This is a genomic window from Streptomyces sp. NPDC048277, from assembly GCF_040652235.1.
Lineage (GTDB): Bacteria > Actinomycetota > Actinomycetes > Streptomycetales > Streptomycetaceae > Streptomyces.
On the sequence record NZ_JBEZLQ010000001.1, the window covers coordinates 507,816 to 527,168 of the forward strand.

A 19,353-nucleotide genomic window follows, 5' to 3' on the forward strand; every position below is an offset into this window, starting at 1 on the left:
GGAACAGAGCGAGCGACACGGAGCCTGGGCAAGCCGAACTACCGGAAGTCCACGACGGGGGGCGCGAGATGAACACGCTGATCAGCCACAGCACCAGCGCAGTGATCACGCGTCTGCACGACGTGCACCGGGGTTCCGAGAAGTCCGGTGCCGTGAACGGGCGGGGGTGCGCTCGCGGCACCGGACGTCAGCACACCGGTTACATGACGGTGGTTGACGGCTTCACGGGGGAAGCGCACGGGGGAACCGGGGGATCCGCATACGGGGAGGACACGGGGGAGCGCCGCTCGCTGACCGAGGCGGAGTTCACCGCCTACGTCCAGGAGCGCCGCGCCTCCCTGTACGCGACCGCCTACCACCTGACCGGCGACCGCTACGAGGCCGAGGACCTGCTGCAGAGCGCGCTGTTCTCGACGTACAAGGCGTGGGACCGGATCAGCGACAAGGCGGCCGTCGGCGGCTACCTGCGCCGGACCATGACCAACCTGCACATCAGCGCCTGGCGGCGCCGCAAGCTCAACGAGTACCCGACCGAGGAACTGCCGGAGACGCCCGGCGACACGGACGCGATGAGCGGCACGGAGCTGCGCGCGGTCCTGTGGCAGGCGCTCGCCCGGCTCCCCGAACTCCAGCGCACCATGCTGGTCCTGCGCTACTACGAGGGCCGCACGGACCCGGAGATCGCGGAGATCCTCGACATCAGTGTCGGCACGGTGAAGTCCAGCATCTGGCGGTCGCTCCGCCGGCTGCGCGAGGACGAGGTCCTCAGCTTCGGCCGTGACGAGGAGAACGCCTTCGGGGAGCTCGTCGCCTGAAGGTAAGGGGATCCGGGGGGATCCTGACGGGGGAAACCGGGGGAAACGGGGGACCTGGGGGAGGGTCCGGGGGGACTCACGGGGGAAAACGGGTCCGGGGGGACCTGGGGGAAAGCACGGGGGAGCTCCGCCACGGGGGACACGGGGGTGTTCGGCGGAGCAACGGGGGAGCGGGACTGGAGGGCCGGGGGGTCCATCCAGTCCCGCTTTATTTCTGCGCCTTCCGGCTTTCTTCCGCTTTCTTCTGCTTCTTTCTGCTTCCTTGCTACGGCTGTTACGCCGGTGCCTGTGTCCGGTCCCGGGTCTGCCGGCCCACCGCGGCCGCCGCCATCCGGCCCAGCGCCTCGTCCCGGTCGCACGGATGCGCGCCCAGGGACACCTGGCGGCTCACGATCGTGCGCTCGGCCCGCATCAGCCGCCAGCCGCGGCGCAGCAGGAACGGCACCGACTTGCGGCCCTCCTTGAGGTCGCGCAGGAAACGGCGCCGGAAGGTCTTCACCGGGCCCCGGCTCAGACAGAGCGCGTCGGCCAGGAGCCCCAGCTCGCGGCAGCGCTCCACGATCTCGGCGGCGAAGATGCCCTCCGCGATGAACAGCGGGGCGCGGCCGATGTGCAGCGTCTCCTCGCCGGTACGGGCGCTCAGCGATATGTCGTACACCGGTACGGGCGCCGAGCCCGTGGCGCACAGCCGGCCGATGGCCGCGACCGCGACCTCCGCGTCCCAGGACTCCGGGTGGTCCCAGTCGATGTCCGAACTCCCCGCCACCAGCGGCAGGGTCGGGTCGACGCCCTCCTTGTAGAAGTCGTCGAGGCGCAGGACGGGAAGCCCGGAACGGGCTGCGACGAGTGACTTGCCCGAGCCCGAGGGGCCGCACAGCAGCACGACACGGGCGGAGGACGGAGGATGAATGCTCACGGAACACCAGTTTGACGCATGGTGGGCCTCCTGCCGACCCCGCGGGTCGGCTTTGGAGCGTGAGTCACACCTCAACTACCCTGTGTGCCGTTCTCATTACCCTGCGCACCAGAAGGTGGCACCAGCGATGTCCCGACACGCGTCCTCCCCGAATCCGACGGCCCAACGCGCGCTGTTCGCCCTCGCGACCGCCGGAGTGGCGCTGGGAGCGGGCGCCGCGACAGCCGCGGCGGACACCCAGCCCGTGCTGGACGTGGTGCGCACCCGGCCCACCTCGCTCGGCCGGATCGACCCGCAGGCGGGCATGCAGGCGCTGGGCGGTGTACTGCCGTATGTCACGGGGCCGGTGGCGGGCCTCAAGCCCAACCCCCTTGCGGGGACGGGCGTGGACCCGCTGGACAACGGCGTCGGAACCCAGCTGGCCGACTTCAAGCCGCTGACGTCGAAGATGCTGACGGGACCGCTGGCACAGGCGCCGTCGATCGGGTCGCTTCCGGTGGTGGGACAGATCCTCGGAGGCGCCGGGAGCTGAGCGCCCCGCAAGGGGCGCTGGGGGAGGAACTGCGCGACCAGCCACGAACGGCCCGCAGTTCCCCACTCGCAGGGGCCAACCAGGTCAGTACGACGAACCGGACGCTCCCAGCGCCCCCGTCGGGTGCCACACCGTCTTCGTCTCCAGGAACGCCGTCAGCCGCTCGGTCCCCGGAGTCCCGGAGTAATCCACAGCCTGTGGACGCAGCACGCGCTTCAGGTTGTCGGCCGCCGCGACCTCCAGCTCCTTCGCCAGCACCTCGTCCGCCCCCGCCAGGTCGATCGCGTTGACGTCCTGGTGGGCGGCGAGGGGCGCCGCGATCTCCGCCGTACGGCCGGAGAGGACGTTGACGACTCCGCCGGGCACGTCGGAGGTGGCGAGGACCTCGGCGAGGGAGAGCGCCGGGAGCGGGGACTTCTCGCTCGCGACGACGACCGCCGTGTTGCCGGTCGCGATCACGGGCGCGAGCACCGACACCAGGCCCAGGAACGACGACTCCTGCGGGGCCAGGACGGCCACCACGCCCGTCGGCTCGGGGGAGGAGAGGTTGAAGAACGGGCCCGCGACCGGGTTGCCGCCGCCGACCACCTGGGCGATCTTGTCGGTCCAGCCCGCGTACCAGACCCAGCGGTCGATCGTCGCGTCGACGACAGCGGCCGCCTTGGACTTGCCGAGGCCCTCCGCGTCGGCGACCTCGCGCACGAACTGGTCCCGGCGGCCCTCCAGCATCTCCGCGACGCGGTAGAGGACCTGGCCCCGGTTGTAGGCCGTGGCGCCGGACCAGCCGCCGAACGCCTTGCGCGCGGCGACGACCGCGTCCCGGGCGTCCTTGCGGCTGGACTGCGGTGCGTTGGCCAGCCAGTTGCCCTTCGAGTCCGTCACCTCGTACACCCGGCCGCTCTCGGAACGCGGGAACTTCCCGCCGACGTACAGCTTGTAGGTCTTCAACACACTGAGTCGGTCAGACATCGAGGTACGCCTCCAGGCCGTGGCGACCGCCCTCGCGGCCGAAGCCCGACTCCTTGTAACCGCCGAACGGCGACGTCGGGTCGAACTTGTTGAACGTGTTGGACCAGACGACACCCGCGCGCAGCTTGTTGGCCACGGCGAGGATCCTCGATCCCTTCTCGGTCCAGATGCCCGCCGAGAGGCCGTACTGGGTGTTGTTGGCCTTGGCGACGGCCTCGTCGGGCGTACGGAAGGTCAGGACGGACAGGACCGGACCGAAGATCTCGTCCCGCGCGATCGTGTGCGCCTGGGTGACGTTCGTGAAGAGCGTCGGGGCGAACCAGTAGCCGGCGGACGGGAGTTCGCAGGCCGGGGACCAGCGCTCGGCGCCCTCCGCCGCGCCCTGGTCGGCGAGCGCGGTGATCCGGGCCAGCTGCTCGGCGGAGTTGATCGCGCCGAGGTCCGTGTTCTTGTCCAGCGGGTCGCCGAGGCGGAGCGTCGACAGACGGCGCTTCAACGACTCCAGCAGCTCGTCGTGGATCGACTCCTGGACGAGGAGGCGGGAGCCCGCGCAGCAGACCTGGCCCTGGTTGAAGAAGATCCCGGTGACGATCCCCTCCACCGCCTGGTCGATGGGGGCGTCGTCGAAGACGATGTTGGCGCCCTTGCCGCCCAGTTCGAGGGTGAGCTTCTTGCGGGTGCCCGCGACGGTCCGCGCGATCTCCTTGCCGACGGCGGTGGAGCCGGTGAAGGCGACCTTGTTCACGTCGGGGTGGGCGACCAGCGCGGCGCCCGCGTCGCCGTAGCCGGGAAGGATGTTGACGACGCCCTTCGGGAGACCCGCCTGGCGGCAGATGTCCGCGAAGAACAACGCCGACAGCGGGGTGGTCTCCGCCGGCTTGAGTACGACGGTGTTGCCCGTCGCCAGCGCCGGGGCGATCTTCCAGGCCAGCATCAGGAGGGGGAAGTTCCAGGGGATGACCTGGCCGGCGACCCCGAGGGGGCGCGGGTCCGCGCCGTAGCCGGCGTGGTCGAGCTTGTCGGCCCAGCCCGCGTAGTAGAAGAAGTGCGCGGCGACCAGGGGGAGGTCCGCGTCGCGGGTCTCCCTGATCGGCTTGCCGTTGTCGAGGGTTTCGAGGACGGCCAGCTCGCGGCTGCGCTCCTGGATGATCCGGGCGATACGGAACAGGTACTTGGCCCGCTCGGCGCCCGGCAGCGCCGACCACTTCTCGAAGGCCTTGCGGGCGGCCTTCACGGCACGCTCGACGTCCTCGGCACCGGCCCGGGCCACCTCGGAGAGAACCTCTTCGGTGGAGGGGCTGACCGTCTTGAAGACCTTGCCGTCGGCCGCGTCCGTGAACTCGCCGTCGATGAAGAGGCCGTAGGAGGGCGCGATGTCGACGACGGAGCGGGACTCGGGCGCCGGTGCGTACTCGAATGCGGTGGTCATCTTTTCCTTGGCCATGGTGATCAGTCCACCGTCACGTAGTCGGGGCCGGAGTAGCGGCCGGTGGCCAGCTTCTGACGCTGCATCAGCAGGTCGTTCAGGAGCGAGGAGGCGCCGAAGCGGAACCAGTGGTTGTCCAGCCAGTCCGCACCCGCGGTCTCGTTCACGAGGACCAGGAACTTGATCGCGTCCTTGCTGGTCCGGATGCCGCCGGCGGGCTTCACGCCGACCTGGACGCCGGTCTGGGCGCGGAAGTCGCGCACCGCCTCCAGCATCAGGAGGGTGTTCGCGGGGGTGGCGTTGACGGCGACCTTGCCGGTGGACGTCTTGATGAAGTCGGCGCCCGCGAGCATGCCGAGCCAGGAGGCGCGGCGGATGTTGTCGTACGTCGACAGCTCGCCGGTCTCGAAGATGACCTTGAGCCGGGCCGCGGTCCCGCAGGCTTCGCGTACGGCGGTGATCTCGTCGTACACCTTCAGGTACTTGCCCGCGAGGAACGCGCCGCGGTCGATGACCATGTCGATCTCGTCGGCGCCCGCGCCGACGGCGTCGCGCACGTCGGCCAGCTTCACGTCCAGCGCGGCGCGGCCGGCCGGGAAGGCGGTGGCGACGGAGGCGACCTTGACGGACGAGCCGGCGACGGCCTCCTTGGCGACGGCCACCATGTCGGGGTAGACGCAGACGGCGGCCGTGGCGGGGGTCGTACGGTCCGTCGGGTCCGGGTGGACCGCCTTGGCGCCGAGCGCCCGGACCTTGCCCGGGGTGTCCGCGCCTTCCAGCGTCGTCAGGTCGACCATCGAGATGGCGAGGTCGATGGCGTACGCCTTCGCGGTGGTCTTGATGGAACGGGTGCCGAGCGAGGCGGCACGCGCCTCCAGGCCGACCGCGTCGACGCCGGGCAGCCCGTGGAGGAAGCGGCGCAGCGTGCTGTCGGACGCGGTGACGTCAGCAAGTGCGTGGGGTGCGGTGGTGGGCATGGTCACCAGCCGAGCATATCTACGCGCGTAGCGGCTGTACACCCCGAGGGAACGGTTCTTCCTCGGAGCCGCACCCGCGCACCGGGCGCACACCCCACGGCGCCCGGGCGCACGGCTGAGGCAGAATCGGCCCTATGACCTCGCCCCTCGTCAAGGACCGCATCTACCGCTCGCCCCAGGCGCTGATCGGCGGCGTCCTGCTGCTCGCCATCGTCGGCTGGCTGGGCATCGACGCGCTGATCAAGGGGCACGGCCACACGCCCTGGCTCGCTCTCGCCGCGCTGATCCTCGTCGTGCCGCTGATCGTCGGCTTCACCCTGCGCCCGGCGGTGTTCGCGGGCGAGGACCGGCTGCGGGTGCGCAATCCGTTCCGGGTGATCACGGTGCCGTGGGGGGAGGTCGCCTCCCTGCGCTCCGGCTACTCCAACGAGGTGATCACCAAGTCCGGCGCGAAGTACCAGCTGTGGGCCATCCCCGTGTCCCTGCGGGGCCGCAAGAAGGCGGCGCGCAGGAAGGCGAAGGCGGAGGCGGACGCGCGGCGCGGGTCGGCCGGGTCGGCCGGGTCGGCCGGGCGCGGGCTCGGCGGGTTCGGTGGCGGGATCGGCGGGATCGGCGGTGGGTTCGGCGGGATCGGCGGTGGGTTCGGGGGCGGATTCGGGGGGCCGCGGGACATCGACGACGCGACCGGGCCGGTGCGCGCGGAGACCGACAAGGTCATGGACGACCTGCGGGAGATGCTGGAGAACAGGGGCGGGGCGGAGGCCGCGCAGGGCGAGGTGACCGTGCGATGGGCGTACGAGGTGGCTGCGCCGGCGGTGGCGGGGGCGGTGCTGCTGGCGATTCTGCTGGCGGTGGGGTAGCGGGGGTGGGAGCGCCGTTGGGGGTGCGGGTCGTCGCCGGGTGCGGGTGGGTCGTGGCTGGTCGCGCCCACGCGGGCTCGCCCTTCGCGTCGGTCGTTCAGTCGTCCGGCTTGATCTTCTTCATCGTCAGGTGGGACTCGACGCGCAGGATGCCGGGGAGGCCGGTGAGCTTGCCGGTGAGGAAGGCGTTGTACGCCGCGTGGTCGGCGACGGCGACGCGCAGGAAGTAGTCGGGGCGGCCGAACATCCGGCGGAACTCGATGACCTCGTCGTAGGAGGCCAGCGTCTCCTCCAGGGTCTCGATGGTCTTCAGGTCGGTGGCGTAGACCTCGATGTCGATCATGACTTCCAGGCCCCGGCCGACGGCCTCCGGGTTGATGACGGCGTGGTAGCCCGTGATGACACCGGAGTCCTCCAGCCGCTTCAGCCGGCGCAGACACGGCGGCGGGGTCAGCCCGACCCGCTTGGCCAGCTCGACGTTGGTCAGGCGGCCGTCCTGGCGCAGATGAAACAAGATTTCCCTGTCGATCGCATCCAGGTGCACTTCATTGCTCATATGGTCAGGCTACGGGAATTATTGGAAACCATATGTGGCGACAATCCTCCTAAAATTTCAGCATGCGTACGGTTTCGGTCGCCGCGGGCGATCCCCCGCGTCCCGCCCCCGCCCCCGCCCCCTCGCCTTCGACCTCGCCCCGGCCGGAGGCCCTCGCGGCGCTCAAGGACTCCGCCTCCGTAGGGCTCGGCCTGCTTCCGCTCGGGCTCGCCTTCGGGGTGGTCATCAGCCACGCCGGTCTGCCCTGGTGGTGCGCGACCCTGTTCACCGCCGTCATCTACGCCGGCTCGTTCGAGTTCCTGCTCGTGAACCTGGCCGTCGCGGTCACCCCGCTGGCGACGGTCGCGCTGACGGCCTTCCTGGTCAACGTCCGGCATGTGTTCTACGCGCTGTCCTTCCCCCTGCACCGGGTACGGGGGCGACTCGCCAGGACCTACAGCACCTTCGCGCTGACCGACGAGGCGTACGCCCTGACCACCGGTGACCAGGCCCGGTCCTGGACCGGCGCCCGGATCGTGTGGCTGCAGCTGTTCATGCAGCTGTACTGGGTCGCCGGCGCCACCGCCGGGGCCCTGCTCGGGTCGGTGGTGCCCGACAGCGTCACCGGCCTGGACTTCGCGATGACCGCGCTGTTCGCCGTCCTGGCCCTGGACGCCGTCCGGGAGCGGCGCGACGACCTGCCCACCCCGGTCCTCGCGCTGCTCAGCGCCCTGGTGGCCAGGCTCGTCCTGCCCGGCCAGATGCTGCTCGTCGCGTTCACCCTGTTCACCGCCGCGCTGCTGGTCCGGAGCCGCAAGGAGGAGTCCCGTGCCTGACACCCGCTACCTGCTCCTGGCCGTCGCCGTCTCGGCCGCGGTCACCTGGGCGCTGCGCGCCCTGCCCTTCACCGTCCTGGCCTCGCTGCGGGCCAGCAGGACCGTGCGCTATCTCGGCGCCCGCATGCCCGCCGGCGTCATGGTGATCCTCTTCGTCTACTGCCTGCGCGACCTGCCGCTGACCGAGCCCCGTGTCACCGCGCCGCTGGCCGCCCTGGCGGTCACCGTCGGCCTGCATCTGTGGCGCCGCAACGCCCTGCTGAGCATCATCGGCGGCACCGTCGTGAGCGTGGCCCTGGCCAGCACGCTCTTCGCGCCCTGACCCCTGATGAGGTCACGCTCGGGTGCGTGACAGCGAAGCGGCCGACGCACTTGCTCTCCGGTGATGCCGTCAAGGACACGAGGCGCCATCACACCCCTACCGCAGTGACGACGGCGATGTTCGCTCGTGAGGCTTGTTCTACTGCCTGATTGCCAAGTTTTGCTTGCCAGCTCCCCTTACCGGCGATTCACTTGCACAAAACCCGGTGAAAATAGCGTCTGGGAGGAGGTGCTCATGCTCTTGAACTTCAGGGTGGCCAACCACCGGTCGATCCGCGACGAACTGGAGTGGCAGCTTCAACCGGTGTACGCGGACGAGCGTCCACCGGGCGCGGGGTGGGAGGCGGTACCGGTCGCGGGCATCTTCGGCTCGAACGCGGCAGGCAAGTCGAACGTGGTGGACGCGCTGCGCTACACGGCGGAGATGGTGAACCGTTCGCACCTCCTGGCCGAAGACGGCGAGGGCGTGAGCAGGCAGCCTTTCCTGGCGGATGTCGTGGACACGGACTCGTCCTGGTACGTCGCCGATCTTCTGCTGAGCGGTGTGCGGTACGTCTACGGCTTCGAGGTGGACGACGAGTGCGTCGTCGGCGAGTGGCTGTACGCGTACCCGGAGGGGCGCAAGCGGGTGGTCTTCGAGCGGGAGGGGGACGGCTTCCGCGTCGGTAGTTCACAGGACAAGCAAAAGGAACTGCGCACGGTCGCGGACGTTACGGCCCCCAACGCGTTGTTCCTCTCCATGGCGGGGCGTTCCAGAGCGGTCATCGATGTGGTCAGTCCGGTCTACGGCTGGTTCCGCTTCGACCTGGCGTTCGGCGGGGCCACGGTGCCGGGCTTCCGCCCCCGCTCCCTGTGGCTGAGAGAACTCGCACACCGGCTGAACGCCCGGGGTGAACCACCTCATCTGCGCGAGCTGCTGCGCGTGGCGGACCTGGGCATCGAGGACTACCGGGTTGTGAGCGCCGAGGAGGAGGTTTCCGGGGCCAGGGCCGCAGTCGCGGTCACCGACAAGGAGACGCTTGCCGACACGCTGAGAACCCGTTCCCGCACGCGCCATGAGCTGCTGTTCAAGCACACCGGCAGGAACGGCGTCTTCGAAGTTCCGCTGAGTGCGGAGTCCGCCGGTACCCAGGCACTGGTGGATTACGCGTTCACGCTGGAAGGGGTGGCCCGTCGCGGCGGCACCCTGGTGGTGGACGAACTGGGCAGCAGCCTGCACCCGAGGCTCAGCGCGTTTCTCGTCGGCCTCTTCCAGGACCCCGCACGCAACCCGAAGGGTGCCCAACTGCTGTTCACCAGCCACGACGTGAGCCTGCTGGGGCGCAGAGCCGGCCAGGACATCCTGAAGCGGGACCACATCTGGTTCGTGACGAAGAACGAGTTCGGGGAGAGTTCGCTCTATCCGCTGTCCGACTTCCATCCGCGCCAGGAGGAGAACAGGGAGCGACGCTATCTGAGCGGGAGTTACGGCGCGGTGCCCATGATCGACGACACGTTCACGCTGGCGATCGCCGGGCGGGGGGAAACGGGTGGCGAGGGATCCGAAGAGGGACGGCCGGAGAGCTCCGAGGCGTGAGTCCACACTGCGCCGCAGAGGGCCGTACAGGGAGGCGTTACCGTCCGTTCTTGTGGTGTGCGGGGCCCGGAACAGTGAACCGGAGTACATGAAAGGCCTGTTGAGAGCGGTCGACAACCGCGCGGTCGATGTGACGGTCAAGGTCTGCCCACAGGATCCGGTGTCCGTGGTCCGGCATGCTGCCGGTGAACGCGACCGGGCAGGTGATCACTACGCCCGCGCCTGGTGCGTCCTCGACGTGGACGATTTCGCGCACCTCGACGAGGCGCTGCGGCTGGCGCGTGACGAGGACATCGAGATCGCCCTGTCCAACCCGTGCTTCGAGTTGTGGCTGCTGCTCCACTTCGGCGACCGCAGGGCCCCGGTAGACGGATTTCAGCAGGCGAAACGGCTTCTCCTGCCGCACCAACCGGCCTACCGGAAGGCAACGGGCGGGCTCGACTTCACCCCTTACCGGGAGACGTGGCCAGGGGCGGTGAACAGAGCACAGGCGTTGGCGAAGCCGGGCGAGGAGCACAAGAGGAATCCGTCGACCGGCATGTGGCGCCTGCTGCGCCAGATTGTGCCCGCGCACCGGCAGACGTGACCGGCGAGTCCAGGAGAACGAGGCCCGCTCGTGGTTCCCGGCAGTACGTTGTCCCGATGACCGAGTCCCCGCTGCCCGGCGGCGTCGTGCTCGATGCCGGCGAACTGGCCGCCCGCTGGACGGACGCCTGGCGGCCGGAACAGGTCGCGGAGCGCCTGGAGGGGGTCGGCGTGCCCTGGTGCGTGGTGGCGGGGTGGGCGCTGGACCTGTTCCGCGGAGGGCAGTCGCGGCCCCACGGCGATCTGGAGATCGCGGTGCCCGCGGCGGGGTTCGCGGAGGTGAGGGAACGCTTCCCGGAGTACGTGTTCGACGCGGTGGGGTCGGGACGGATCTGGGCGGGGGCGGGAGCCGGGGAGCTCGCGGCCACCCACCAGACCTGGCTGCGGGATCCGGCGAGCGGGCGGTTCCTCTTCGACGTCTTCCGCGAGCCGCACGAGGGCGGGACCTGGATCTGCCGACGGGACGGGAGCCTGCGGCTGCCGTACGACGCGATCATCGAACGGACGGCGGACGGCATCCCCTACCTGGTGCCGGAGCTGGTGCTGCTGTTCAAGGCGAAGGAGGCGCGGCCCAAGGACCACGCCGACTTCGACGGGGTCCTGCCGCTGCTGAGCCGGACCCGGCGCGAGGCTCTCGGCGGGTGGCTGGCGCGCGTGCATCCCGGACATCCCTGGCTGGCGGGACTGGAGCGACCGGCGGGGCGATGACGACGGGTTCGCCTCCCACCGGGGGCCGTGCCCCAATTGGCAACGTTGTCCTGGTCCGTGTGGGAGCGCTTTCCCTGTGTCTTGCCTACGGGTTACCTAGGGGATACCTCTACATGAAGCGTGCCCTCGGCAGTCAGTTTTGTCCGGGCGCCGTCACCCGCGTCTCAGTAGATTGCTCCTGCCGCCCCAGAGCGCCGTACCTGCGGATTTTACTTTCGATTTGGGCGGCGGGGGTGGGGACATGGAGCGGTCCGAGAGGGCGGCAAGACCTGCCGCTGGGGCGACGGGCATGAGATGTCAGGTGGACATCGACGGTCAGGGAAGGTTCGGCTGGCGTTTAGTGGCGCCCAACGGGCGGTCGGTGGCGGTGTCGCTCACCTCGCACGACACGCACGCCCGATGCCGCGCGGCCTTCCATCGCATGTGCACGCTGCACGCCCGTACCGGGGGCGGGGTGCAGCACAGTTCCGACGGCGGTGGCTGGGTGTGGCTGGTCTGGGACGACTCCGGACGCCATCTGGCCGGCTCGGCACGGACGTACGAGAGGCATGCCACCTGCCGTGCCTCCTACGACCGGTTCCGCGGGATGCTCGGCGAACTCGCTTACGCAGGGCCCGAGTTATGGGGTGAGACCTGAGCGGCCCGGGGTAACCGAAGTTGCCCCCCGGGAACCCCTTGTTCACCTTTCGGGATGGGCATGTCAACCGATGGCACGGAGTGTCTGGATCGTGCCCTCGCTGAGAAGAACCAGACAGCCGCAGCCCGTGATCGCGGGCGTCGGCGCCACCGACGCCGGCGATCCCGGCGGCATCGACGTCCGAAGACGCCTGTACGCCGATCCCGGCCTGCCCGACCGGGTGTTCCGCACGGTGCTGCGCTCCGGCGGCGGCCTCGTGCTGGCCGTGATGCTGCTCGTCGGCGGTTTCCTCCTCTACCGGGCGTGGCTGGCGCTGGACCGGGCCGGCTGGTCGTTCCTGACCACCGCCGAATGGGAGCCGGGCAGCGGGAAGTTCGGCATCGCGGCCGTCCTCGTCGGGACCGTCCTGATCGCGGTCGTCGCGGTGCTGGTGGCGGTGCCGCTCGCCACCGGCGCCGCGCTGTACATCTCCGAGTACGCCTCGCCGCGGCTGCGCCGGACGCTGATCAGCGTCGTCGACCTGATGGCCGCGGTGCCCTCCGTGGTCTACGGCCTGTGGGGCGTGTTCTTCCTCCAGGACAAGGTCCTGCCCATCGCCCGCTTCATCGCCACGTACTTCGGCTGGATCCCCGTCTTCGACGTGCAGGGCGCCGACCCGAACGACCCGCTCGCGCCCGAGAGCATCTACACGTCCTCGACGTTCATCGCGGGGCTCGTCGTCGGCATGATGATCGCGCCCATCATCTGCTCGATCATGCGCGAGGTCTTCTCGCAGGCCCCCGCGGGTGAGCGCGAGGGCGCCTACGCGCTCGGCGCCACCCGCTGGGGCATGATCCGCAGCGTGGTGCTGCCCTTCGGGCGCGGCGGGATGATCGGCGGCACGATGCTCGGACTCGGCCGCGCCCTGGGCGAGACGATCGCCATCTTCATGATCATCTCGGTGACCTTCCAGGTCCAGTGGCACGTCCTGCAGTCCGGCACCAGCTCGGTCTCCTCGCTGATCGCCCTGCGGTACGGCGAGGCGAGCGAGTTCAGCATGTCCGCGCTGATGGCGGCCGGTTTCTCGCTGTTCGTCATGACGCTGATCGTCAACTTCGCGGCCTCCTCCATCGTCGCCCGCTCCCGCTCGGGCGCGGCGAGCGACGCCTGATGGGCCGGCGCCCCTCTTCCCCGGTATCGCCAACCCCCCCCACGGCGCCCGCAGTCCCGTACGCCACACAGGAATGAGCGACCATGACCGTTGCCCCTGAAGCGCCCGGCGCGCGTCAGGCGACCGGACGCCCGGGCACCACGCTGCCGGGCCCGGCCCGCGGCGCCGACCCGGCCGGTGAGCGCCGCCGCGCCCTGACGCAGCTGCACGCCACCGACGTGTACGCCATGGTCGGTGCCGCCGGCTCCGCGCTGTCGCTGACCTGGCTGCTGTTCCACTGGCTGCTGCCGTTCAACGGCGCCGTCGGCTTCGTCGTCATCGCGTACGGCCTCTTCCTGCTGATCTACGCGCTGCTGGTCTCCCTCGACGAGGACGGGCCGGCGATCGTCGACCGGATCGCGGCGGCGATCGTGCGGTCGATGGGCCTGCTGCTCGTGGTGATCCTCGCGTTCGTCGTGTTCTACGCGCTCATCCAGGGCCGCAAGGCGCTGGTGCACCTGAACTTCTTCACCCAGAGCATGGAACTGGCCGGCCCGCTGGAGCCGCTCAGCGTCGGCGGCGCCCTGCACGCGGCGGCCGGCACCCTGATCATGATCACGATCGCGCTGCTGATCACCGTCCCGGCCGGGCTGGTCTGCGCGGTGTTCCTCAACGAAGTGCCCGGCGCCTACGCCCGGTTCGTGCGGACCATCGTCGAGGCGATGACGGCGTTGCCGTCGGTCGTCGCCGGTCTGTTCGTCTACGCGACCGTGATCCTGGGGCTGGGCCTGGACCAGTCCGGGCTCGCCGCCGGTCTCGCCCTCTCGGTGATGATGCTGCCGATCATCATCAGGGCCGCCGACGTCGTCATCCGGCTGGTCCCCGGCACCCTGCGCGAGGCCAGCTACGCGATGGGCACGAGCCGCTGGCGCACGGTCTGGCACGTGGTCCTGCCGACCTGCCGTTCGGGGCTGACGACCGCCGTGATCCTCGGCACCGCGCGCGGCATCGGCGAGACCTCCCCGGTCCTGCTGACCGCGGGCTTCACCAACGAGCTCAACCTCAACCCCTTCCACGACCCGATGGTCTCGCTGCCGCTGGTCACCTTCGAGTTCGTCAAGTCGCCCGAGCCGAACATGATCTCGCGCGGCTTCGGTACGGCCGCCCTGCTCATGGCGCTGGTGCTGCTGCTGTTCGTCGCCGCCCGCATCGCCGGCGGCCGCGGGCCCGGTCATTTGACGCGCCGTCAGGAGCATCGGCGCGTCCTCGCGTCGCGACGCGACGCGCGTCGATTCGCCGAACGCCCGGCCGCCGACCCCGTCAACATCCCCACCGAAACCGGGAGTTCGTCGTGAAACCCGCCACTCGCTTCCGTCTGGCGGCCACCGTGCTGTCATTGCTGTGCGCCTTTCTCGCCGTCCAGACGCCCTCCGCCGCAGCGGCCTCCTACGCCAAGATCACCGGCTCCGGTTCGACCTGGAGCTCCAACGCCGTCCAGCAGTGGGTCCGCAACGTCAAGGCCAACTACGGCATGACGGTCAACTTCACGGCCAACGGCTCCTCCCAGGGCCGTGAGCAGTTCAAGAACGGCACCGTCGACTTCGCGGTCTCCGAGATCCCCTACGGCCTCAAGGAACAGGGCGTCACGGACACCCCGCCGAGCCGCGGCTACGCCTATATGCCGATCGTGGCCGGCGGTACGTCGTTCATGTACAACCTCAAGATCAACGGCAAGATGGTGACCAACCTCCGGCTGTCCGGCGAGGTCGTCACCAAGATCTTCACCGGGAGGATCACCCGCTGGAACGACCCCGCGATCGCCGCCGACAACCCGGGCCTGACCATGCCGGCCCGTGCGATCGTCCCGGTCGTCCGCTCCGACGGCTCCGGCACCAGCGCCCAGTTCACCATGTGGATGTCGAAGCAGTACGGCTCCCTGTGGGCCGACTACTGCTCGCGCACCGGCCGCGGCAGCGGCAACTGCGGCATGACCTCCAACTACCCGCTGCTCAGCGGCTCCACGATGGTCGCCAAGTCCGGCTCGCTCGGCGTCTCCGGCCATGTCCGCCAGCCCTCCGGCGAAGGCGCCATCACCTACGTCGAGTACTCCTACGCCAAGAACACCGGCTTCCCGGTGGCCAAGATCCTCAACAAGGACGGCTACTACGTCGAGCCGACCGCGGCGAGCGTCGCGGTGGCCCTGACCAAGGCCGAGATCAACGAGAACAAGTCGTCCGTCGACTACCTCACCCAGATCCTCGACGGCGTCTACGACAACGCCGACGCCCGCACCTACCCGCTGTCCAGCTACAGCTACATGATCCTGCCGACGAAGGTGGAGGCCGGCTTCACCGCGGCCAAGGGCAACTCGCTGGGCACGTTCGGCCGTTACTTCCTCTGCGACGGCCAGCAGCAGGCGGACGACCTGGGCTACTCGCCGCTGCCGAAGAACCTGGTCCAGGCGGGCTTCGACCAGCTCCTCAAGGTCCCGGGCGCGCCCACGAGCACCATCAACATCAACACCTGCCGCAACCCCACCTTCTCCGGCGGGACCAACACCCTGATCAAGAACGCGCCGTACCCCAAGTCCTGTGACAAGAAGGGGCCGACGCAGTGCACCACCGGCACGGCCGGTGCCGCCGGCACGGACACGCCGGTGAAGCAGAGCGCGTCGGGCGGCAGCACCTCGGGCGGCTCCGGCTCGTCGACCGGGGGCTCGTCCTCCGGCGGCTCCTCCGCCACGGGCGGCAGCGGTACCGGTACCGGCACCAACGGCGGCGGGACCTCCGCCACCACCGCCGGCACCTCCTCCGGCACCTCGGGAGGCACCGTCGATCCCGACACCGGCGAGGTGGTCAGCGGCGACGGCGCGAGCACCGGCGACACGAACGTCGTCGCCAACCCCGTGAGCCTCGCCACCGACAACGCCCTAGGGATGCGCGGCGCCCTGATGGCCCTGTCCGCCGTACTGCTCGTCGCGGTGGTCGTCGGGCCACCGCTCACCGCGCGGCTGCTCGCGGCACGTTCGCGCCGTAAGGGAGAGCTGTGATGAGACGGTTGACGCTACGGATGTCCCCCGGCCGGCGCCGGGTGACCGCGGGGGTGGGGTGCCTGCTGTCCGCGGTGGTGCTGGCGGTGCTGCCGCTGCCCAGGGGGGCGGATCAGGCGCAGGCGGCCACCGCCGAGAGTTCGGCGGTGACCGAGAGCGGGGCGAAGGCGGCGGACGGCGACGACTTCTCCGCCCTCAAGGTCACCGTGCACCAGACGAAGAACCTGTCCGGGCAGGCCGTGCGGGTGACATGGACGGGCGGTACGCCCGCCGGCGCGCGCACCGACTCGAACTTCCTGGCCATCATGCAGTGCTGGGGGGACGCGGCGTCCGGGCCGGAGCGTACGCAGTGCGAGTTCGGCGCGTCGTCGGCCGCGCAGTCGGGCAGCAGCCGGTCCGTGTTCCTGGCCGGAAACGGTTCCGTGGGCGACCCCCTGGAGACCGAGTCCGGGACCCCGGTCGACAAGAACGGCCAGCACTTCGTGCCGTTCCGGCCGGTGGCGGGACAGGGGGACGCCACCACGAGCGGCACTGACACCACGTACTTCACGGGCGGGGACACGAACGCCCTTCCCTACCTGCCGAACGACGCTTCGGGCGGCGGCGACGTCAGCTTCGAACTGAAGTCGTCCATCGAGCAGCCCGCCATGGGCTGCGGTGCCCGCAAGACGTCGTCCGGCGAGATCCAGCCGTGCTGGCTGGTGGTGGTTCCCCGCGGCATCCACGACCCCGACGGGACCACGCACGTCGGGGGCAACCAGGTCTCCTCCTCGATCAGCCAGACGAACTGGGACCAGCGCATCGTCTTCAAACTCGGCTTCCAGTCCGTCACGGACAACTGCGACCCGGACAAGCCCGAGCGCGGAATCATGGGGTCCGAACTGGCCACCGACGCGATCACGTCGTGGCAGAGCGCGCTGTGCGAGACCGGCAGCTATCGGTTCAGCTTCACCCAGTCCGGCGAGGACCAGGCCCGGTCCGCCGTGACCTCGGGCGACTCGGTGGCGGGGCTCGCCATGACGGTGGACCCCGTCGAGCCGGTCGACGGGGCGGCTCAAGTGGTCCATGCCCCGGTCGCGATCACGGGCCTGACGATCGGCTTCGTCTGGATGTACGACACCGCGGACAACAGCAGCCTGCCGGTGACGGAACTCAAGCTCAACCAGCGGCTGCTGGCCAAGGTGCTCACCCAGTCCTACCCCTACAGTCTGGTCCAGCCGCTGGACGGCGTTCCCACCTACCTGTCGGGCAATCCGCTTTCCCTCGTCAAGGACCCCGAATTCCTCAAGCTGAATCCCGAACTCAAGGATCAGGCAGCAGGTAACGCCCCACTGGGGCTGGCCCTCGCCCTGGCCAACTCCGATTCGGCTCGCCTGGTGTGGAAGTACATCCTGGCGAACAACGACGCAAAGGAATTCATCGAAGGAAAAGCGGACCCGTGGGGAATGAAGGTCAACCCGGCGTACAAGGACGGGGTGATATCGGATTCCCTGGACTTCTTCCCCAAGGCGGATCTGACGCCGGTGACCACCGACTGCGGCGGGGGCACCACCCTCACGGTGTCCTACACCGGGCAGGACGTCGTTCCCTACGTCAACGACATGCACGACGGAGCGCTGAAGATACGCCGTGGTGACATCGGCAACGCGTACGGGTGCGACGTCGTGGACGGTGTCCCGAAGGTGAAGTCGCTGGGCCGTCCGATCCTGACGAAGCAGCGCCAGTTCGGCATCGTCGACAACGCCTCCGCGATGCGTTACCTGCTGGGCGCCGCCGCCCTGCCGAACGCCGACGGGGACTACGTCCAGCCGACCAACGCGTCCCTGCTCAAGGCGGTCTCCGAGATGCCCGACTCGGACGTGGCCGGCGTCAAGGCGCCCGACCCCGGGAAGATGAAGGACGGCGCCTATCCGCTGACCGCCGTGGTCTACGCGGCGTCCTCACTGGACCAGGCCAAGGACGCCCGGCAGGACTTCGCCAGGGTGATGCGCTACGCGGCGGGCGCCGGGCAGACCCAGGGCACGGCGAAGGGGCAACTGCCGTACGGCTACGCGCCGCTGCCCACGGCTCTGCGGAAGCAGGCGGAGCAGGCGGCCGACAAGCTGGAGAAGGGCGCACCGGACGCCGACCAGTCGTCCGGCGGTACGTCCGGCGGCGGCGACGACCTGAGCGGCACCGGCAGCGGCGGCGCGTCGGGCGGCGGAGCGAGCGGCGGCACCGGCGGCGACTCCGCCGGAGCCTCGGGTGCGGCCGCCGGTGGCACCGGTGCGTCGGACACCCCCCGGCCCTCCACCGTCCCGACCGAGACCGACCCGGCCAAGCAGAACGTGGCCCAGTCCGGCGGCTACACCCCGTCGGAGGTGCTCGGGCTGATCCGCTGGGTGCTGCTCGGAGTTCTCATAGCCGGCGGAGTGGCCGCCCTCGCGGGGCCGGTCATGCTGCGGCTGTCGGTGCGCAAGGTGGCCCACGGAGGAGGAACCGAATGAACGTCAGGTCCCGCCTGCGCGGGGGCGCCGGTGTCGGCGCCGACACGACCCAGGACGTCATGAACGCCCTGGGCAACGAGATCAGGAACAGCACCGGCGAGGTCATCGCCTCGTGGAACGCCACCGGCCCCAGCTGGATCACGACCAAGCCGACCGGCAGCTGCACGTTCACCCGCCCCGACGGCTCCAACGCCGGCATCACCGCGTTGAACACCGCCCTGGACGGCAACACCGGCTGTGTGGACTTCGCCCGCTCCACGCGCGGTCCGGTCGACTTCTCCACCACGGACCTCACGTTCATCCCGTACGCCAAGGACGCGTTGTCCTGGGCGAAACGCTGGGACAGTCCGCTGCCCGACGACCTGACGACCGCGCAGCTCCATGACATCTACGCCTGCACTCTGACCTCGCTGAACGGTGTTCCGCTCACCCCGCACCTGCCGCTGGGCGCCGCCGAGGAGGCCAGGTTCCTCGCCTTCATCGCCGTGGCGACACCGGGTCCCTGTGTCACGACGGGCCCCTACCTCCAGGAGAACGACGGCACGGCCCTGGTCGGCGCGGGCGACATCATGCCGTACTCCACGGCCCAGTACGTCGCCCAGGAGACCCTCGTCGTCGACGACCGCCGCGGCGACTCCGTGCTCGGCAAGGTCAACGGCTTCGCGCCGTCGGACGGCGAGTTCACCACGAACTGGTACTTCCCCTTCCTGTACGACGTCTACAACGTCGTCCCGACCGCCGAACTGTCGGATCCCGTGTTCGCGGCCACCTTCGTGGGTCCCGCCTCGGCGGTCTGCGCGAACACCGAGCTGATCAGCGAGTACTCCTTCCTCACCATCGGCACCGACTGCGGCAGGACCGATCTCAAGGGCGAGAAGTGATCGCCACCCCATAATCAACGGATTCCGATTACCGGGGTGCATTCCGGCCCCGGGGAATCCGCGCACCACCTGGTGAACTCCCTTGGATTCACCTAGGAAACGGACTCGTAACCTG

The 19,353-nt window shown here is 69.8% G+C and carries 19 protein-coding genes; 14 read left to right on the forward strand and 5 right to left on the reverse strand.

The window, feature by feature from the left end; translation table 11 throughout:
• The first annotated feature begins 68 nt into the window (after positions 1-68).
• Entirely contained in the window at positions 69-815 is a 747-nt protein-coding gene (locus tag AB0D85_RS02395) for a SigE family RNA polymerase sigma factor (RefSeq protein WP_362312555.1), read from the forward strand.
• A gap of 274 nt (positions 816-1,089) precedes the next feature.
• Here the strand turns inward: AB0D85_RS02395 and AB0D85_RS02400 are convergent, their stop codons facing one another.
• A complete protein-coding gene (locus tag AB0D85_RS02400; protein ID WP_362312557.1) occupies positions 1,090-1,731 on the reverse strand; it encodes a uridine kinase in 642 nt (213 codons plus the stop codon).
• A gap of 127 nt (positions 1,732-1,858) precedes the next feature.
• Between AB0D85_RS02400 and AB0D85_RS02405 the strand changes: the two genes are divergently transcribed.
• A complete protein-coding gene (locus AB0D85_RS02405; RefSeq protein ID WP_362312559.1) occupies positions 1,859-2,263 on the forward strand; it encodes a hypothetical protein in 405 nt (134 codons plus the stop codon).
• Positions 2,264-2,347: 84 nt separating this feature from the next.
• On the opposite strand, the gene AB0D85_RS02410 is transcribed toward AB0D85_RS02405, so the two are convergent.
• From AB0D85_RS02410 to deoC, 3 genes are read right to left on the reverse strand one after another with little or no spacing between them, the layout of a single operon-like run.
• Positions 2,348-3,232, reverse strand: coding sequence for an aldehyde dehydrogenase family protein (locus AB0D85_RS02410; RefSeq protein WP_362312561.1), 885 nt, complete (start codon positions 3,230-3,232; stop codon positions 2,348-2,350).
• Positions 3,225-4,661, reverse strand: a complete 1,437-nt coding sequence (locus AB0D85_RS02415) for an aldehyde dehydrogenase family protein (RefSeq protein WP_362312563.1) — start codon at positions 4,659-4,661, stop codon at positions 3,225-3,227. Before AB0D85_RS02415 ends, AB0D85_RS02410 begins: the two co-directional genes overlap by 8 nt.
• 20 nt (positions 4,662-4,681) lie before the next feature.
• Positions 4,682-5,635: a deoxyribose-phosphate aldolase gene (gene deoC, locus AB0D85_RS02420; RefSeq protein WP_362313456.1), complete on the reverse strand. Its 954-nt coding sequence runs from the start codon at positions 5,633-5,635 to the stop codon at positions 4,682-4,684.
• 134 nt (positions 5,636-5,769) lie between these two features.
• On the opposite strand from deoC, the gene AB0D85_RS02425 reads away from it, so the two are divergent.
• Positions 5,770-6,495 (forward strand): PH domain-containing protein, encoded by a 726-nt coding sequence (locus AB0D85_RS02425; RefSeq protein WP_362312565.1) that lies wholly within the window; start codon positions 5,770-5,772, stop codon positions 6,493-6,495.
• Between the two features lie 97 nt (positions 6,496-6,592).
• On the opposite strand, the gene AB0D85_RS02430 is transcribed toward AB0D85_RS02425, so the two are convergent.
• Positions 6,593-7,051, reverse strand: coding sequence for an Lrp/AsnC family transcriptional regulator (locus AB0D85_RS02430; RefSeq protein WP_362312567.1), 459 nt, complete (start codon positions 7,049-7,051; stop codon positions 6,593-6,595).
• Positions 7,052-7,113: 62 nt separating this feature from the next.
• Here AB0D85_RS02430 and AB0D85_RS02435 point away from each other — a divergent pair, with 62 nt between their 5' ends.
• From AB0D85_RS02435 to AB0D85_RS02485, 11 genes are all read left to right on the forward strand, one after another.
• On the forward strand, positions 7,114-7,866 hold the full coding sequence (locus AB0D85_RS02435) for an AzlC family ABC transporter permease (RefSeq protein ID WP_362312569.1): 753 nt from the start codon (positions 7,114-7,116) through the stop codon (positions 7,864-7,866).
• Entirely contained in the window at positions 7,859-8,188 is a 330-nt protein-coding gene (locus AB0D85_RS02440; protein ID WP_362312571.1) for an AzlD domain-containing protein, read from the forward strand. Before AB0D85_RS02435 ends, AB0D85_RS02440 begins: the two co-directional genes overlap by 8 nt.
• 234 nt (positions 8,189-8,422) lie before the next feature.
• Positions 8,423-9,763 (forward strand): ATP-binding protein, encoded by a 1,341-nt coding sequence (locus AB0D85_RS02445; protein WP_362312573.1) that lies wholly within the window; start codon positions 8,423-8,425, stop codon positions 9,761-9,763.
• 55 nt (positions 9,764-9,818) lie between these two features.
• Positions 9,819-10,349, forward strand: a complete 531-nt coding sequence (locus tag AB0D85_RS02450) for an RloB family protein (protein WP_362313459.1) — start codon at positions 9,819-9,821, stop codon at positions 10,347-10,349.
• Positions 10,350-10,405: 56 nt separating this feature from the next.
• Positions 10,406-11,056 carry a hypothetical protein gene (locus tag AB0D85_RS02455; RefSeq protein WP_362312574.1) on the forward strand — a complete coding sequence of 217 codons (651 nt, stop codon included), beginning with the start codon at positions 10,406-10,408 and terminating at the stop codon, positions 11,054-11,056.
• A 301-nt stretch (positions 11,057-11,357) separates the two neighbouring features.
• Positions 11,358-11,693, forward strand: a complete 336-nt coding sequence (locus AB0D85_RS02460) for a hypothetical protein (RefSeq protein WP_362312576.1) — start codon at positions 11,358-11,360, stop codon at positions 11,691-11,693.
• Between the two features lie 91 nt (positions 11,694-11,784).
• Positions 11,785-12,843 carry a phosphate ABC transporter permease subunit PstC gene (pstC, locus tag AB0D85_RS02465; protein ID WP_362312577.1) on the forward strand — a complete coding sequence of 353 codons (1,059 nt, stop codon included), beginning with the start codon at positions 11,785-11,787 and terminating at the stop codon, positions 12,841-12,843.
• Between the two features lie 83 nt (positions 12,844-12,926).
• Positions 12,927-14,177 (forward strand): phosphate ABC transporter permease PstA, encoded by a 1,251-nt coding sequence (gene pstA, locus AB0D85_RS02470; RefSeq protein ID WP_362312579.1) that lies wholly within the window; start codon positions 12,927-12,929, stop codon positions 14,175-14,177.
• Positions 14,174-15,871 carry a phosphate ABC transporter substrate-binding protein PstS gene (pstS, locus tag AB0D85_RS02475; protein ID WP_362312581.1) on the forward strand — a complete coding sequence of 566 codons (1,698 nt, stop codon included), beginning with the start codon at positions 14,174-14,176 and terminating at the stop codon, positions 15,869-15,871. The genes pstA and pstS overlap by 4 nt, the downstream gene beginning before the upstream one ends.
• The gene (locus tag AB0D85_RS02480; protein ID WP_362312583.1) at positions 15,871-18,357 is read left to right on the forward strand and encodes a hypothetical protein; all 2,487 of its coding nucleotides are present in this window, start codon (positions 15,871-15,873) and stop codon (positions 18,355-18,357) included. Before pstS ends, AB0D85_RS02480 begins: the two co-directional genes overlap by 1 nt.
• Positions 18,354-19,238 carry a hypothetical protein gene (locus tag AB0D85_RS02485; protein ID WP_362312584.1) on the forward strand — a complete coding sequence of 295 codons (885 nt, stop codon included), beginning with the start codon at positions 18,354-18,356 and terminating at the stop codon, positions 19,236-19,238. Before AB0D85_RS02480 ends, AB0D85_RS02485 begins: the two co-directional genes overlap by 4 nt.
• Positions 19,239-19,353: the final 115 nt, after the last annotated feature.

What these genes read in the sequence shown, in the direction of transcription:
- AB0D85_RS02395 (WP_362312555.1), top strand. Translation starts at nt 69, where the DNA reads ATGAACACGCTGATCAGCCACAGCACCAGCGCAGTGATCACGCGTCTG.
- AB0D85_RS02405 (WP_362312559.1), top strand. Translation starts at nt 1,859, where the DNA reads ATGTCCCGACACGCGTCCTCCCCGAATCCGACGGCCCAACGCGCGCTG.
- AB0D85_RS02410 (WP_362312561.1), bottom strand. Translation starts at nt 3,232, where the DNA reads ATGTCTGACCGACTCAGTGTGTTGAAGACCTACAAGCTGTACGTCGGC.
- AB0D85_RS02415 (WP_362312563.1), bottom strand. Translation starts at nt 4,661, where the DNA reads ATGACCACCGCATTCGAGTACGCACCGGCGCCCGAGTCCCGCTCCGTC.
- deoC (WP_362313456.1), bottom strand. Translation starts at nt 5,635, where the DNA reads ATGCCCACCACCGCACCCCACGCACTTGCTGACGTCACCGCGTCCGAC.
- AB0D85_RS02425 (WP_362312565.1), top strand. Translation starts at nt 5,770, where the DNA reads ATGACCTCGCCCCTCGTCAAGGACCGCATCTACCGCTCGCCCCAGGCG.
- AB0D85_RS02430 (WP_362312567.1), bottom strand. Translation starts at nt 7,051, where the DNA reads ATGAGCAATGAAGTGCACCTGGATGCGATCGACAGGGAAATCTTGTTT.
- AB0D85_RS02435 (WP_362312569.1), top strand. Translation starts at nt 7,114, where the DNA reads ATGCGTACGGTTTCGGTCGCCGCGGGCGATCCCCCGCGTCCCGCCCCC.
- AB0D85_RS02445 (WP_362312573.1), top strand. Translation starts at nt 8,423, where the DNA reads ATGCTCTTGAACTTCAGGGTGGCCAACCACCGGTCGATCCGCGACGAA.
- AB0D85_RS02455 (WP_362312574.1), top strand. Translation starts at nt 10,406, where the DNA reads ATGACCGAGTCCCCGCTGCCCGGCGGCGTCGTGCTCGATGCCGGCGAA.
- pstA (WP_362312579.1), top strand. Translation starts at nt 12,927, where the DNA reads ATGACCGTTGCCCCTGAAGCGCCCGGCGCGCGTCAGGCGACCGGACGC.
- AB0D85_RS02480 (WP_362312583.1), top strand. Translation starts at nt 15,871, where the DNA reads ATGAGACGGTTGACGCTACGGATGTCCCCCGGCCGGCGCCGGGTGACC.
- AB0D85_RS02485 (WP_362312584.1), top strand. Translation starts at nt 18,354, where the DNA reads ATGAACGTCAGGTCCCGCCTGCGCGGGGGCGCCGGTGTCGGCGCCGAC.